This window comes from Demequina salsinemoris (genome assembly GCF_000974805.1).
GTDB lineage: Bacteria > Actinomycetota > Actinomycetes > Actinomycetales > Demequinaceae > Demequina > Demequina salsinemoris.
The window spans coordinates 55,942-68,972 of record NZ_BBQZ01000002.1 but is presented as its reverse complement, the minus strand read 5'-3'; the positions used below and the strand labels follow the sequence as shown (position 1 = coordinate 68,972).

Here is a 13,031-nt window from a genome sequence, read left to right as displayed (position 1 = left end):
CCGGACCGCGGCGCCCCGCCCCGGCCCTAGCATCGAAGGCATGCAAGCACGCGTGGGCGCCGTCGCGACCGTAGGCCTGGTGGCCCTCGGTCTGACGGCGTGCGCGGCGCCGGACGACGAGAGCGAGGACCAGACGCTCACCGTCCTCGCCGCCGCCTCCCTCACGGACGTGTTCACCGAGATCGCCGCGGACTTCGAGGAGACGCACCCGCACGTCCACGTCCAGCTGTCCTTCGCCGGCTCGTCGACGCTAGCGCAGCAGGTGCTCGAGGGCGCGCCCGCCGACGTGATCGCGACCGCGAACGAGGCGACGATGGCGCTCGTCGCCGACGAGCTCGACATCGAGCCGCACGTGTTCGCCACGAACGTGCTCACGATCGTCGTGGCCGAGGGCAATCCCGCCGGGATCGACGAGCTCTCGGACCTCACGGACGACGACACGCGACTGGTCATCTGCGCCCCTCAGGTCCCGTGCGGGGCCGCGACGGCGCTCGTCGCCGAGGCCGCGGGGGTCGAGCTCTCACCCGTGTCCGAGGAGGCGAACGTCACCGACGTCCTCGGCAAGGTCGCGTCCGGCGAGGCCGACGCAGGCATCGTGTACGTGACGGACATCGCGCGCGCCGAGGGCGTCGAGGCGGTCGCCCTGCCCGACGCCGAGGCGGGGGTCAACCTCTACCCGATCGCGGCCCTGCCCGACGGAAGCGGCGCGGAGGAGGTCACGGCCGACGCCTTCGTCGCCGCGGTGCTGTCCGACGCGAGCGAGCAGACGCTCGCTGCCGCCGGCTTCGGCACGCCGTGATCCTCCCCCGCCGCCTGCTGCCGTTGGCGGTGCTCGGTGCGCTGCTCGTCGCCGTGCCGCTGATCGCGCTCGCCTCACGCGTCGACTGGACCTCGTTCTGGCCGCTCGTCACGTCCCCGGCGGCGCTCGCGGCGCTCAGGCTGTCACTCAGGACCGCCACGGTCGCCGCCGTCCTGTGCCTCGTGCTCGGCGTGCCGCTCGGCGCCGCCCTGCACAGCGCGCGCTTCCGGGGTGCCTCGCTCGCGCGCGCGATCGTTCTTGCGCCTCTCGTGCTGCCGCCCGTCGTCGGCGGCCTCGCGCTCGTGTACGCGTTCGGGAGGAAGGGCCTGCTGGGAGGGACGCTCGAGGCGTTCGGGCTGCAGATCGCCTTCACGACGACCGCGGTGGTGATCGCGCAGACCTTCGTGGCGCTGCCGTTCATGGTGCTCGCGGTCGAGACCGCGCTGTCCGCCCGCACCGGTAGGCACGAGGCGATCGCCGCCACGCTCGGGGCCTCACCCTGGATCGTGTTCCGGCGGGTGACGCTGCCAGCGCTCGTGCCCGCGCTCGGCACGGGCCTCGTCCTGGCCTTCGCGAGGTCGCTCGGCGAGTTCGGGGCGACGCTCACGTTCGCGGGAAGCCTCGAGGGAGTCACGCGCACGGCGCCGCTCCAGATCTACCTCGCGCGCGAGAGCGACCCCGAGGCCGCGGTCGCGCTCGGCGTCGTCCTCGTCGTCGTCGCAATCGCGATCGTGGCGCTCACCTTCCGGCGCACGCGACCCGGACGACGCGCGGCCGGCGGCGGAATCGCTGGCCGGGAGGTCTCCCCGTGAGGCTCGAGGCGGCGCTGAGGGTCCCCGCGCGCGGAGTCGAGGCGACGATCGAGGTTCCCTCCGGGACGACGCTCGCGCTGCTCGGTCCGAACGGCGCGGGGAAGTCGACGGTGCTCGAGGCGATCGCAGGGATCGTGCGCGCCGAGGGACTCATCGAGCTGGACGGCCGCGCACTGCTGGACGGCCGCGAGGCGCTGCCCCCGCATCGCCGGGGCGTGGGCATCGTGACGCAGGACTCGGCACTGTTCGACTCCCTCACGGTGCGCGACAACGTGGCGTTCGGGCCGCGATCCCAGGGTGCGTCGCGGACGGCTTCGCGCCGAATAGCCGACGGTTGGCTGTCGCGGGTCGATGTGCTTGAACTGGCGCCGCGCAAGGCGTCAGCGCTGTCGGGAGGCCAGGCGCGGCGCGTTGCGCTCGCGCGCGCCCTCGCGGCCGAGCCGGATCTCCTCCTCCTCGACGAGCCGTTCTCGGCGCTGGACCTCGAGTCGGCCACCGCGATGCGCTCGCTCGTGCGCAGGGTCCTCGACGGACGCACTGCGGTGCTCGCGACGCACGAGGTGCTCGACGCGCACGCGCTCGCCACGCATGTCGCCGTGGTCGACGAGGGCAGCGTCGTCGAGCACGGTCCGACCGCGCGCGTGCTCGAGCGGCCCCGAACGGCGTTCGCGGCGCGCATGGCGGGCAGGTCGCTGCTCACGGGCAGGTGGCGCGCGGGCGCACTCAGACTGGACACCGGGGAGGACGTCGCGTCGGCACCACACCCCGAGTCCGCTCCGGCCGTCGGCGCGGCGTGCGCGGTCGCGCCGCGTCCTCGGGAGCTGTCGCTCGTCACCGACGGAGCTGCGGGGTCCCTGGCGGACGAGGTACGAGCGCTCGAACCGCACGGAGACGGAGTGCGCCTCCACTGCTCGCGAGTGTCCGCCGATGTGACGCCAGAGGAGGCGTCGTCGCTGTCGCTGGGCGACCGGGTCGCCTTCGCCTTCACGGCGCCCCCGCTCGCCTATGCGCTGGAGGTGTAGGTCCTCAGACCGCCCGTCGCCGCCGCGTGAGGACGGGGCAACGTCGGCGCAACGTCGCGTGCCTACACTGGCGGACATGTCCCTGGATGGCTCACGGATCACCGTGATCACCGTGTCCGACCGTTGCTCGGCGGGAGAGGCTGAGGACCTGTCCGGTCCGGTACTCGCCGAGGCCTTCGCCGCGCTCGGCGCAGTCGTCGTGCGCGCACTCGTGCCCGATGGTGTCGTCACTGTGCGTCAGGCGCTGCTTGAGGCGGTGACGTCCTCGGATGCCGTCGTGACGACGGGCGGGACAGGGATCTCCCCGCGCGATCTCACACCGGAGGCCACGGCACCGCTCCTCGAGACGCTCCTGCCGGGAATCCCCGAAGCAATCCGCGCGGCCGACGCGGGAGTGCCCGCCGCGGCCCTGTCGCGAGGACTCGCGGGCCTCACCGCCGACCACGTGCTGATCATCAACCTCCCAGGCTCGGCGAAGGCCGCGCGCACCGGGGCCGACCTGCTCGTGCGGTTGCTGCCTCACGCGCTCGGGCAGCTGAAGGGCGCCGACCACGCGCCGCGGGGCGGTCACGCATGAGCGTTGTCATGCGCGGAGTCTCCGCAGAGCCCGTCGACGTCGCGGTGCACATCGCCGCGGTCTCGGCGGCGTCGCACGGCGCGGTCGCCACGTTCGTGGGCGTGGTCCGGGACCACGACCCGTCCGTGGTCGGTGAGGTGACGCACCTCGAGTACAGCGCTCATCCCGACGCCGAGGCCTTCCTCGCCCGCATCGCCGAATCCGTCGCCGCCGCTCACCCTGACGTCGCGCTCGCCGTGACCCACCGCGTCGGGCTGCTCGCCGTGGGAGACGCCGCGATCGTCGCGGCCGCCGGGTCCGCGCATCGCGCTGCGGCGTTCGATGCCTGCCGCGAGCTCGTCGAGCGGGTCAAGGCCGAGCTCCCCGTGTGGAAGCGCGAGGTGCTCGCCGACGGGTCGCACACATGGGTGGGCCTGTGACGCTCACCGACACCTTCGGCAGGGTTCATCGCGACCTCCGCATCTCGCTCACCGACCGATGCTCGCTGCGCTGCACCTACTGCATGCCGGCCGAGGGCGTGCCGTGGCTCCAGAAGGACAGCCTGCTCACGACCGAGGAGATCGTGCGCGTCGCACGCGTCGCGGTCGAAGCAGGGGTGAGCACCCTGAGGCTCACCGGCGGTGAGCCGTTGCTGCGCCCGGACGTCGTGGACGTCGTCTCGCGACTGTCGACCCTCATCGGCCCCGACGGGCCACCCGAGATCTCCCTGACGACGAACGCCCTGGCACTCCCCCGCCTCGCGCAGCCGCTCGTCGAAGCCGGCCTGACCCGCGTCAACATCTCGCTCGACACCCTGCGCCAGGATCGGTTCGTCGCGCTCACCCGGAGAGACCGCCTGGACGACACGCTCGCGGGCATCGACGCGGCGGTCGGGGCGAGGCTCGCGCCCGTGAAGATCAACACCGTCGTCATGCGCGGCAGGAACGATGACGAGATCGTGGACCTCGCGGAGTTCGCGGCCGAGCGCGGCCTGCACCTGAGGTTCATCGAGCAGATGCCTCTCGATGCGGGCCACACGTGGGACCGCGGCACGATGGTCGAGGCCGAGGAGATCCTCGCCGCGCTCACCTCGCGATGGGAGCTCACCGAGATGCCCGGCCGTGGCGCCGACCCGGCGCAGACGTGGCTGCTGGATGGCGGGCCGACCACGATCGGGGTGATCGCGTCGGTGACCAGGCCGTTCTGCGGCGCGTGCGATCGCATCCGCCTCACCGCCGACGGCCAGCTTCGAGCCTGTCTGTTCGCGCGCACGGAGACGGACGTGCTCTCGGTGCTGCGCTCGGGCGCCTCCGACGCAGAGATCGACGCCGCGATCCGCCGGTGCCTGCTCGGCAAGAAAGCCGGCCACGACATCGACGACCCTGGATTCCTTCAGCCGAGCCGCCCGATGAGCGCGATCGGCGGCTGACGCTCCTGCTGATCGCCGCTCGACGGCTCACCGGTCGCGCACCACCAGGTACATCGGGAAGGCGACCCGCCGCAGGATGAGGCATGCGATCGCTCACTTCGCGGGCCTGGTCGATCTCGAGGCATCTCACCCGCGCGACGATCGGCCGCCCCGCATCCGCGCGGAAGGGGGGCGTCGCGCAGCACCCACCCCGCCGCGGACTCGCGCGGACGCTCTCTGACACAGATCGACGCGCCGACTCGGCGTGTCGCGGGAGACACGCCGTGCGCCAGCGCCGCCGTGTGTCAGAGATTGTCCGTGGAGAGGGTCGACGCGTCACGGAACGACGGCGGGCGCAGCGTGCCACGATGAGCGGGTGGGCAGCAAGAAGAAGCTCAGCCTGTGGGAGGTCGTCTCCATCGGCGTCGGCGGGATGGTCGGCGGCGGCATCTTCGCCGTCCTCGGCCTCGCGGTGCAGCTCGCGCACGGCGGCACCCCGCTCGCCTTCGCGATCGCGGGCTGCGTGGCGCTGCTCACCGCCTACTCGTACGCGAGGCTGTCGCTCGCCTACCCCGGGCGGGGCGGGACGGTCACGTTCCTCGACCGTGCATTCGGGGCGAACCTCGCCACCGGCAGCCTCAACGTGCTGCTGTGGCTCAGCTACGTCGTGATGCTGTCGCTGTACGCGTACGCCTTCGGCAGCTATGGCGCGACGTTCCTCCCCGACGCGTGGCAGGCGACCGGCAAGCACGTGCTCATCTCCACCGCCATCGTCGTCATCGCGGGGCTGAATGTGCTGAGCGCCGAGGTCATCGGGCGCGCCGAGGAGTGGATCGTCGGGCTCAAGATCGTCATCCTGCTGATCTTCGTCGGCGTCGGCGCTTTCGGGGTCCAGCCCGGCAACCTCGCCCCGTCCGAGTGGGCCCCGCTCGCCCAGATCGCTGCCGGCGGCATGATCATCTTCCTCGCGTACGAGGGGTTCGAGCTGATCGCCTACACGGCCGAGGACGTCGACGACCCTCATCGGACGCTGCCTCGCGCCTTCTTCGTCGCCGTCGGGTTCGTGATCGCCCTGTACGTCGCGGTCGCCGCCGTCACGGTCGGCAGCCTCAGCGTCTCGGCGATCGTCGATGCCAAGGACTTCGCACTCGCCGAGGCGGCTCGTCCGACGTTCGGCCACTTCGGGTTCACGCTCATCGCGGTCGCCGCGATGCTCTCGACCGCGTCCGCGATCAACGCCACCCTGTACGGCTCCGCGCGGCTCAGCTACTCGATCGTGCGCGACGGCGAGCTCCCGGCAGCGCTGGGCCGCAAGGTCTGGGGCCGCCCGATCGAGGGCCTGCTGATCACCGCCGCCGTCACGCTCGTGGTCGCGAACACGCTCAACCTGACCTCGATCGCCACCATCGGCTCCGCAGGCTTCCTTCTCGTGTTCACCGCGGTCAACTGCGCGAGCGCGGTGCGCCACCGTGAGGTCGGCTCCCGCGCATGGATCTCATGGGTCGCCGCGGCCGCGTGCGTCCTGGCGCTCGCGGCGCTGATCTGGCAGACGCTGCGCCATGCGCCTGGCAACGTGTGGGTGGTCGCGGGGCTCGTCGGCCTCGCGGTGGCTATCGAGGGGACGTTCCGCCTCACTCACCGCCGCGAGCCGAGCGCGGGCTGAGGAGACGACGAACCGCCGACGCTCGCCTACGCCCAGAGCCCCTCGATCGCCAGGTCTCGCCGAGCGATCCGGCAGGCCGCACGATGCCCCGACAGCATCGCTCCCGCGACGGTCCCAGGGTCATCGGTCCAGGTCGCCTCGCCTGCCAGGTGAAGCACTCCCCCGATGGGCGTCGCGAGCGCGTCATGGTCGGCGGTCACCGAGCCTCGTTCCATGTAGGCGTAGGCGCCACGCGCGAACGGGTCGGCGCGCCACGCGGTCCTGTCGACTCGGATCGGCGCGGGAACGGAGTCGCCGTACAGACGATGCAGCTGGGCCATCACCGACTCGGCCACCTCCTCGTCGGTCCAGTCGGCGGTCGCACGCGCGGCGGGTCCCGCGGCGAACGTGAGGAGCGTGGGCACGCCGTCGAGCCCCGTGAGGTCGTACCAGGAGTGCCACCAGGCACCCTCGGGACCGAGCTGCCGCATCGCGTAGACGTCGTCCTCCCAGAACCGTCGCTCGAACCGAAGGAAGACCTTCTCGAAGTCGTTCGCTCGGAGCCGCGCCAGCGGCTCAGCGACCGCAGGAGGCAGCGGCGGCTCGACCAAGAGGTCGCCTGACTGAAGCACTCCCACCGGGACGGTCAGCACCGCATCGTCCGCCTCGACGACGCCGCCTGTCGAGGACACCCGCACGCCGTCAGGCCCCCAGGAGACCCGCGAGACCACCTCGCCCAGCCGCACGTCGAGCCCTTCCGCGAGCCGTGCAGGCAGGACGTCGTAGCCGTCGGGGAACACGACCTCGTCCCCCTCGATCTGGTCGTCGTCGAGCCCGTGGGCGGCGAGATCGTCGATCCAGGCGCCGTACTGCTCCTCGCTGCGATGCTCGAGGTGCTCGCGTACGCGCTCGGCCCGCTCGTCGTCCCACCCCTGCAGAGCGATCGCGGCGTCGGTCACGTCCCGGTACGACGCGTCGGGCGCCGACTCGGCGATCACGCTCACGAGCGCCTCGTCGACGGCGTGCACGTCCGCGGCGAACCGCGCGGCCGCAGCATCGGACAGCCGCGTACCGTCCGGCCCGTAGTACGCGATCGGGCGGCTGTCGACCTGGTAGCCGCCCACCGTGAACTCGTGGGTCCGCATGCCGAAAGCCTCGGCCGCGGCGGCCACGGGGCTGCCGTCGATCCCGTGGATCCACGAGCCGCCCAGGTCCGTGACCACGCCACCTTCGCGCAAGGTCCATAGCCGGCCGCCGACCCGGTCGCGCGCCTCGAGCACGATCACGTCGCGCCCCGCGCGCGACAGCAGCCTCGCGGCCGTGAGGCCCGCGACCCCCGCGCCGACGACCACGGTGTCGTACCGCTGCCGCCGCATCTCCTCGCTCGTCACCACGACTCCTTCATCGAGACTCGACTCATTGACACCAGGTGCCGCCGATGCCAGCATTCCCCGCATGGCCTTTCTTGAGGGGATCGCAGCCTACGTGCTGGTCATCGGGATCATCCTGTACGTGCTCTACCGGATCATCCGGATGGCGGTGCGGGACGGCATCCTCGATGCCCGCAGGCGCGTCGCCAGCCTGGCACCGCTGGTCGACGACGAGCACGGCTGACTCATCCCCCCGCGAACGGCGGCAGCACATCGACGGTGGCGCCGTCCGGCAGGCTTGCGGATCCCTCCAGATACTCGCCATCGCTCAGCAGCGAGCAGCGGGGCAGGATCGACCCGAGACCGGACCCGTGCGCGCGCGCAAGCTCCTCGCGCAGCGCGTCCGCAGTGGCGGCCTCCGCCACGGTCTCGTCCGTGCCCGCGGCCTCGGCGGCCGCAGCGAACAGTCGCACGATGACACTCACGCGCTTCCTCGACTCGCGATGAGGGCGCGGACAGCATCCGCCGAAGCGCCCGGATCAGCGCCCGAGGCGCCGGCCGCATAGCCGACCAGGTACGCGGCGATGGGCCCCGCGGGCCGCATCACACCGTGCGCAACGTCGCGAACAAGATCCAGGACCGCAGTGGAGTCGACAGTGCCAGGTGCGAGTCCGAGCGCGTCCTCGACCTCCGAGGTCCAGTCGTCCAGCGTCGCGGGGTCCGTCATGACTGCTCCTTGCGGTGATGGTCCAAGTCGTCCCATGTATCGATATCCCGGCTCGCGGCACGCTCGTCCGACACGTCAGCCATCGACAGGTCGGTGATGAGCTGCCGCATGGACGCGCCGTCGGGTTTGAGACCCGCGAGCGCGGCGCGCAGCGAATCCGCGCGGTAGACGGCGGCGAGCGGCTGCTCGCGGCCGTCTTTGTCGACGAGCCAGGCCCCATCTCTCGCAGAGGAAGCGGCCGCCAGGAGCGCGGGCACCGCCTCGCCGACCTGCGGCATGTCGCACGCAAGCACGAGGACGTCCCCATCGAGCTCCCCGAGCGATGCGAGCCCAGCGGCGAGGCCAGCCACCGGCCCACCCCCGGGCGGGTCCTCGCGGGTGACGATCACTCCGTCGCGCGGCGCCACTGGTCCCACGACCACCACGGTCGAGGCTCCCGCCGCGGCGTCGAGGGAACGCTCGAGCAGGGTCCTTCCGCCGACCTCAAGGTCAGGCTTGGACGCTCCGCCGAGCCGACGGGCGCGTCCGCCTGCGAGGATGATCGCGGCATGGGTCATGCGCGCTCCCACGTGCCCGACCGTCCGCCGGACTTCCTCGTCACTCGCACGTGCACGATCTCTGCACCTCGGTCCATGCCCTTGACCATGTCCACCACGGCCAGCGCCGCGACCGTCGCCGCGGTCAGCGCCTCCATCTCCACTCCGGTGCGGTCAGCGGTGGCGACCGTCGTCGCGATGGCCACGCCGTCGTCGTGGATCTCGAGATCGACGGTGCAGCCGTGGATACCGATGACGTGCGCGAGCGGCAGGAGATCGGGCACGCGCTTCGCGGCGGCGATGCCAGCCACGCGCGCGACGGCGAGCACATCGCCCTTCGGCACGTCGCCCGAGCGCAACGCGTCAACCACCTGCGGCGAGACCGCCACGTATGCCTCCGCGGACGCGCGACGCTCGGTCGGCTGCTTGTGGGTGACGTCGACCATACGGGCATGGCCCGCACTGTCGAGGTGGGTGAATCCGGTCATGGCACGAGTCCCATGACGTCCACGGTAGTGCCAGGCATCACCATCTCGACTTCGGCTGGCACGAGAGCATACGCGTCGGCCGCCGCGAGAGATCCGACAAGGTTGGACCCCGACCCTCCGGCAGTGGCGGGGAGGACCGCATCGTCAAGGATGCGCACGGGCATCACCTGAGTCCTCCCCTGCGGGCTTCGCCAGCCCTCCACCACCGGCAGCCGACGCAACGGCGGCGTCGGCACTCCCAGCATCGCGCACAGCATCGGCACGACGAACAGCCGGAACGTGACAGCCACCGACACGGGGTTCCCCGGGGCGCAGACGATGGGGACGCCATGGAGTGCACCCCACCCTTGGGGCTTTCCCGGCTGCATGGCGACCGGACCGAACGTCACTCCGCGAGAGGCGAGCGACTCCTTGACGACGTCATAGGCCCCCGCCGACACCCCGCCCGCGGTCACGATCAGATCCGCCTCGATGCCCTCGAGGGATCTGAGCAGCTCAGCCGGCCCGTCGCCTACCCTCTGCGCCGAGACGACCTCCCCGCCCCACTCGCGCACGGCAGCACTCAGGACCGTCGAGTTCGCGTCGTAGATCTCCGCGCCCGTGAGCGTCGCTCCCGGCGGGGCGAGCTCGTCGCCGGTGACGACGATGGAGACGCGCGGTCGACGCGCCACCGTGACACGTGGCTGTCCCGCCGCCGCCGCCGCGGCGAGATCCGCCGCGCGCAGGAGCCGCGGGGCGCCCACCACCACGGCACCGGCGATCATGTCCGCGCCGGCGGGCCGCACATGCCGTCCGACGACAGGCCAGGTCCGCAGCTCGACCTGGCCGATGCCCCCGTCGGAATCCTCGACGGGCACCACCGCATCGGCACCCTCAGGCATCGGCGCACCCGTCATGATCCTGGCGACCGTTCCAGGCTCAAGCGCCGACGGCATGCGTCCCGCCGGGATGTCCTGGCTGACCCGCCAAGAGCCGACGCCGCCGGCGGACACACGGATGGCGTAGCCGTCCATCGCCGAGTTGTCGAAGGGCGGCGCGTCGGCGGCCGCAAGCACGTCATCCGCCAGCACCCGTCCGAGCGCATCGGAGAGCAGGACGGACTCGGAACCGATCGGACTCACGAGCGCGAGGAGGTCCTCGCGATGCTCCGCAACGCTACGCATGGGTCCGCGTGCGGGCACCGACCCGTACCTCTCGCCAGCGACCAGTACGTCCGTCGAGCTGATCGAGCCGCCCCTCGCCCGCGTCGTTGCCGAGGATGAGAGCCATCGCGCGCTGCGCCATCGAGGTGCCGACCTGACCGCAGACGACTCCGACGACGCCCTGGCCGTCGCACCTGTCCAGGTCGCCGACGTCCTCCTGCGGGTAGACATCGGCGAGATCGACAGCACCGCCGAACACAGCCACCTGCCCATACCAACCCTGAACCGCACCCCACACGACAGGGACACCGCGTGATCGCGCGAGGGAGGCGACCGCACGTCGGCTCGCCCACGTATCCGTGCCGTCGACCACGATGTCCACGCCTGCGAGCAGACCCGCGGAACTCTCGGCGAGGCGCTCGGGCACCTCCGTCACCGCGCACCACGGCGCGATCCTGTTGAGCGCGTCAACGGCTGCGTCGACCTTGAGCCGACCCACATCATCCGGCCCGAACAGGATCTGACGGTGGAGATTGGAGGCGGCGACCCGGTCGGAGTCGACGAGCGTAAGGGAGCCGACGCCGGCTGCGGCGAGGTACTGCGCGGCCGGGCACCCAAGGCCACCCACACCGACGATGGCGACGCGCGCGCCCGCAAGCGCCTCCTGGCCCGCATCGCCGAAGCCTCGCAGCACCCGCTGGCGCAGGAAGGGATCAGCCATCACACGCCCGACGGTACCTCTCGGCGACGATCTCGACGAGGTGGCGATGCGGGGACAGGGGATCCGTCACGCTGTCCGCGCCGGACTCACCGAGCCGCTCCTGGAAGACGCCGGGAGCGAGCAGGAAGGAGGCGACGACCACGCCTTCCTCCTCGCCGAACGCCTTCGCATCGGCGACGGCATCCGGCACGCTCGGATGCATGCCTGCGGCGTAGCCGATGCGGACAGGGCCTCCCCAGGCGGCGCGAAGCATGTCAGCCGTCCTCTCGGTGTCGGCCGTCGATCGAGGGTCGGAGGACCCCGCAGGGGCGAGCACCACGGTGGCCGCCTTCGAGGCGCCGACGGCCTCGAGCCTCTCCAGGACGACGCGCACGAGCCTGGCATCGGGCCCCAACGGAGGCGCCGCGATCACATCGCCCCTTCCCTTCACCGCCTGAGCGATGTCGTGATACACGTGATAACCACCCGCGAGCAGCAGCGGGACGACCACCGCGGAGATGCCATCTCCGCGGGGCTCGATGCCTGCGACGACATCGTCGAGCGTGGGACCGTGGACATCCACGTACGCCTCCCGCACGTCCACATCAGGCAACGCGCCTCGCACGTCGTCCAGCAGGGCGCGAATCGTCGCCTGTCCCGCCTCCGAGCGAGTGCCGTGAGCGCAGCCGATGAGGATCGGCGCGCTCATGCGACGCTCACCGCCAACGCGTACCCACGCTTCACCACTGTTCTCACCAAGTCCTTCGATCCAGAATTCTCGCGCAGCCGATTGATCGCCGCGTCGACGGCGTGACTCGAGCCCTGTGCTCCGGGCAGCATGTCGGCGAGCTGGTCGCGCGTGACGACGCTGCCGCCCGCGCGGGCGAGCGCCCGCAGCATCTCCAAGCCCGTCGGGGTCAACGGGAGGACCTCGCCGTCGAGCACAGCGGACGTCGCCCTCATCACGAGCATCCCCTCGGGCGTCGACACCCCCGCCACCGCCTCCGAGTAGTGCTTCACGAGCTCGCGCACCAGGGCGCCCAGCCGCCAACGGCTGGGGAACGCGACCTGCATCCCCGCCTCGATCAGCGGCGCCGCCGTCACGGGCCCGACGGCGGCGAGCATCAGCTGTCCGCTCGCGGACCGTGCACGCATCGCGTCCATCACGCCGTGCTCCTCGACGGTCGCGAGCCACGACGACGCGGCGGGCGCCGATGTGAACGCCACGGCGTCCGCGCGGCTGGCCGCGGCATTGTCGACCCACTCCTCGTGGGGCTTCGGGTCAAGCGGCGGTCCCCAGCCGTACACGAGCAGGCTCTGCACCTCCGCGCCGGCAGCCTCGAACGCCTCATCGAGGCCATCAGCGCCATTGCCGTGATGCTGCACCGCGACGCGGAGCCCCTCCATTCCCTCCGCGAGCAGGTAGTCGCGCAGCTCCGCGGAGGTCTCGGACTCAGCAACCCAATCCGCCTCGAGACCGGCGGCCTGAATCGCTCCGCGGGCCTTGGGACCGCGCGCGATCAGCCGAGCGCTCGACATGGCCCCAAGCAGCTCGTCGACCAGGCCCGCCGCATCGGCCGCCTCGATCCAGCCCCGGAAGCCGATACCGGTGGTCGCCACCACGACGTCCGGAGGGGAGGCGATGAGCCTCTTCGTGTCCTCGATCAGCCGAGCGTCGTCGAGATGCGGGATCGTCGACAGCGCGGGCGCGTGGACGATCGTCGCCCCTCGACGCTCGAGCGCGGAGGCGAGCTCCCTCTTGCGACGGTCCGCGGTGATCACGATCACGCAACCGGCGAGCGGTTCACCTGGCGTCGACATGGGCCTCC

The 13,031-nt window shown here is 71.7% G+C and carries 17 protein-coding genes; 8 read left to right on the top strand and 9 right to left on the bottom strand.

Annotated features, from left to right (window positions below):
- Positions 1-40: 40 nt before the first annotated feature.
- From modA to AOP78_RS03830, 7 genes are all read left to right on the top strand, one after another.
- Positions 41-799: a molybdate ABC transporter substrate-binding protein gene (gene modA / locus AOP78_RS15465; protein ID WP_062201825.1), complete on the top strand. Its 759-nt coding sequence runs from the start codon at positions 41-43 to the stop codon at positions 797-799.
- Complete coding sequence (locus AOP78_RS03855) at positions 796-1,611, top strand: ABC transporter permease (RefSeq protein WP_062201823.1); 816 nt, start codon at positions 796-798, stop codon at positions 1,609-1,611. The genes modA and AOP78_RS03855 overlap by 4 nt, the downstream gene beginning before the upstream one ends.
- Positions 1,608-2,633, top strand: coding sequence for a sulfate/molybdate ABC transporter ATP-binding protein (locus tag AOP78_RS03850; protein WP_062201821.1), 1,026 nt, complete (start codon positions 1,608-1,610; stop codon positions 2,631-2,633). The genes AOP78_RS03855 and AOP78_RS03850 overlap by 4 nt, the downstream gene beginning before the upstream one ends.
- 76 nt (positions 2,634-2,709) lie before the next feature.
- Positions 2,710-3,210 (top strand): MogA/MoaB family molybdenum cofactor biosynthesis protein, encoded by a 501-nt coding sequence (locus tag AOP78_RS03845; protein ID WP_062201819.1) that lies wholly within the window; start codon positions 2,710-2,712, stop codon positions 3,208-3,210.
- Complete coding sequence (locus AOP78_RS03840) at positions 3,207-3,629, top strand: molybdenum cofactor biosynthesis protein MoaE (RefSeq protein WP_062201817.1); 423 nt, start codon at positions 3,207-3,209, stop codon at positions 3,627-3,629. The genes AOP78_RS03845 and AOP78_RS03840 overlap by 4 nt, the downstream gene beginning before the upstream one ends.
- Positions 3,614-4,618 carry a GTP 3',8-cyclase MoaA gene (gene moaA, locus AOP78_RS03835; protein WP_062201815.1) on the top strand — a complete coding sequence of 335 codons (1,005 nt, stop codon included), beginning with the start codon at positions 3,614-3,616 and terminating at the stop codon, positions 4,616-4,618. Before AOP78_RS03840 ends, moaA begins: the two co-directional genes overlap by 16 nt.
- 355 nt (positions 4,619-4,973) lie before the next feature.
- Positions 4,974-6,260: an APC family permease gene (locus AOP78_RS03830; RefSeq protein ID WP_062201813.1), complete on the top strand. Its 1,287-nt coding sequence runs from the start codon at positions 4,974-4,976 to the stop codon at positions 6,258-6,260.
- A 26-nt stretch (positions 6,261-6,286) separates the two neighbouring features.
- On the opposite strand, the gene AOP78_RS03825 is transcribed toward AOP78_RS03830, so the two are convergent.
- On the bottom strand, positions 6,287-7,630 hold the full coding sequence (locus tag AOP78_RS03825) for a flavin monoamine oxidase family protein (protein ID WP_439645013.1): 1,344 nt from the start codon (positions 7,628-7,630) through the stop codon (positions 6,287-6,289).
- A gap of 64 nt (positions 7,631-7,694) precedes the next feature.
- Here AOP78_RS03825 and AOP78_RS15360 point away from each other — a divergent pair, with 64 nt between their 5' ends.
- Positions 7,695-7,853: a hypothetical protein gene (locus tag AOP78_RS15360; protein ID WP_169748444.1), complete on the top strand. Its 159-nt coding sequence runs from the start codon at positions 7,695-7,697 to the stop codon at positions 7,851-7,853.
- Between the two features lies 1 nt (position 7,854).
- On the opposite strand, the gene AOP78_RS03820 is transcribed toward AOP78_RS15360, so the two are convergent.
- From AOP78_RS03820 to AOP78_RS03785, 8 genes are read right to left on the bottom strand one after another with little or no spacing between them, the layout of a single operon-like run.
- On the bottom strand, positions 7,855-8,094 hold the full coding sequence (locus AOP78_RS03820; protein WP_174442374.1) for a MoaD/ThiS family protein: 240 nt from the start codon (positions 8,092-8,094) through the stop codon (positions 7,855-7,857).
- Positions 8,091-8,336 carry a DUF6457 domain-containing protein gene (locus tag AOP78_RS14965; RefSeq protein WP_062201811.1) on the bottom strand — a complete coding sequence of 82 codons (246 nt, stop codon included), beginning with the start codon at positions 8,334-8,336 and terminating at the stop codon, positions 8,091-8,093. The genes AOP78_RS03820 and AOP78_RS14965 overlap by 4 nt, the downstream gene beginning before the upstream one ends.
- Positions 8,333-8,893, bottom strand: a complete 561-nt coding sequence (mobA, locus tag AOP78_RS03810) for a molybdenum cofactor guanylyltransferase (protein WP_062202558.1) — start codon at positions 8,891-8,893, stop codon at positions 8,333-8,335. The genes AOP78_RS14965 and mobA overlap by 4 nt, the downstream gene beginning before the upstream one ends.
- Positions 8,890-9,360, bottom strand: coding sequence for a cyclic pyranopterin monophosphate synthase MoaC (moaC, locus tag AOP78_RS03805; protein WP_062201809.1), 471 nt, complete (start codon positions 9,358-9,360; stop codon positions 8,890-8,892). Before moaC ends, mobA begins: the two co-directional genes overlap by 4 nt.
- Positions 9,357-10,523 carry a molybdopterin molybdotransferase MoeA gene (locus tag AOP78_RS03800; protein ID WP_083979884.1) on the bottom strand — a complete coding sequence of 389 codons (1,167 nt, stop codon included), beginning with the start codon at positions 10,521-10,523 and terminating at the stop codon, positions 9,357-9,359. The genes moaC and AOP78_RS03800 overlap by 4 nt, the downstream gene beginning before the upstream one ends.
- Positions 10,516-11,223 (bottom strand): HesA/MoeB/ThiF family protein, encoded by a 708-nt coding sequence (locus AOP78_RS03795; RefSeq protein WP_062201806.1) that lies wholly within the window; start codon positions 11,221-11,223, stop codon positions 10,516-10,518. The genes AOP78_RS03800 and AOP78_RS03795 overlap by 8 nt, the downstream gene beginning before the upstream one ends.
- The gene (locus AOP78_RS03790; RefSeq protein WP_062201804.1) at positions 11,216-11,911 is read right to left on the bottom strand and encodes a sirohydrochlorin chelatase; all 696 of its coding nucleotides are present in this window, start codon (positions 11,909-11,911) and stop codon (positions 11,216-11,218) included. The genes AOP78_RS03795 and AOP78_RS03790 overlap by 8 nt, the downstream gene beginning before the upstream one ends.
- Complete coding sequence (locus tag AOP78_RS03785) at positions 11,908-13,023, bottom strand: uroporphyrinogen-III synthase (protein WP_062201801.1); 1,116 nt, start codon at positions 13,021-13,023, stop codon at positions 11,908-11,910. The genes AOP78_RS03790 and AOP78_RS03785 overlap by 4 nt, the downstream gene beginning before the upstream one ends.
- Positions 13,024-13,031 lie beyond the last annotated feature (8 nt).

Excerpts from the sequence above, each read along its gene's own strand:
- modA (WP_062201825.1), top strand. The coding sequence starts at position 41 with ATGCAAGCACGCGTGGGCGCCGTCGCGACCGTAGGCCTGGTGGCCCTC.
- AOP78_RS03845 (WP_062201819.1), top strand. The coding sequence starts at position 2,710 with ATGTCCCTGGATGGCTCACGGATCACCGTGATCACCGTGTCCGACCGT.
- AOP78_RS03840 (WP_062201817.1), top strand. The coding sequence starts at position 3,207 with ATGAGCGTTGTCATGCGCGGAGTCTCCGCAGAGCCCGTCGACGTCGCG.
- moaA (WP_062201815.1), top strand. The coding sequence starts at position 3,614 with ATGGGTGGGCCTGTGACGCTCACCGACACCTTCGGCAGGGTTCATCGC.
- AOP78_RS15360 (WP_169748444.1), top strand. The coding sequence starts at position 7,695 with ATGGCCTTTCTTGAGGGGATCGCAGCCTACGTGCTGGTCATCGGGATC.
- AOP78_RS14965 (WP_062201811.1), bottom strand. The coding sequence starts at position 8,336 with ATGACGGACCCCGCGACGCTGGACGACTGGACCTCGGAGGTCGAGGAC.
- mobA (WP_062202558.1), bottom strand. The coding sequence starts at position 8,893 with ATGACCCATGCCGCGATCATCCTCGCAGGCGGACGCGCCCGTCGGCTC.
- moaC (WP_062201809.1), bottom strand. The coding sequence starts at position 9,360 with ATGACCGGATTCACCCACCTCGACAGTGCGGGCCATGCCCGTATGGTC.
- AOP78_RS03800 (WP_083979884.1), bottom strand. The coding sequence starts at position 10,523 with ATGCGTAGCGTTGCGGAGCATCGCGAGGACCTCCTCGCGCTCGTGAGT.
- AOP78_RS03795 (WP_062201806.1), bottom strand. The coding sequence starts at position 11,223 with ATGGCTGATCCCTTCCTGCGCCAGCGGGTGCTGCGAGGCTTCGGCGAT.
- AOP78_RS03790 (WP_062201804.1), bottom strand. The coding sequence starts at position 11,911 with ATGAGCGCGCCGATCCTCATCGGCTGCGCTCACGGCACTCGCTCGGAG.
- AOP78_RS03785 (WP_062201801.1), bottom strand. The coding sequence starts at position 13,023 with ATGTCGACGCCAGGTGAACCGCTCGCCGGTTGCGTGATCGTGATCACC.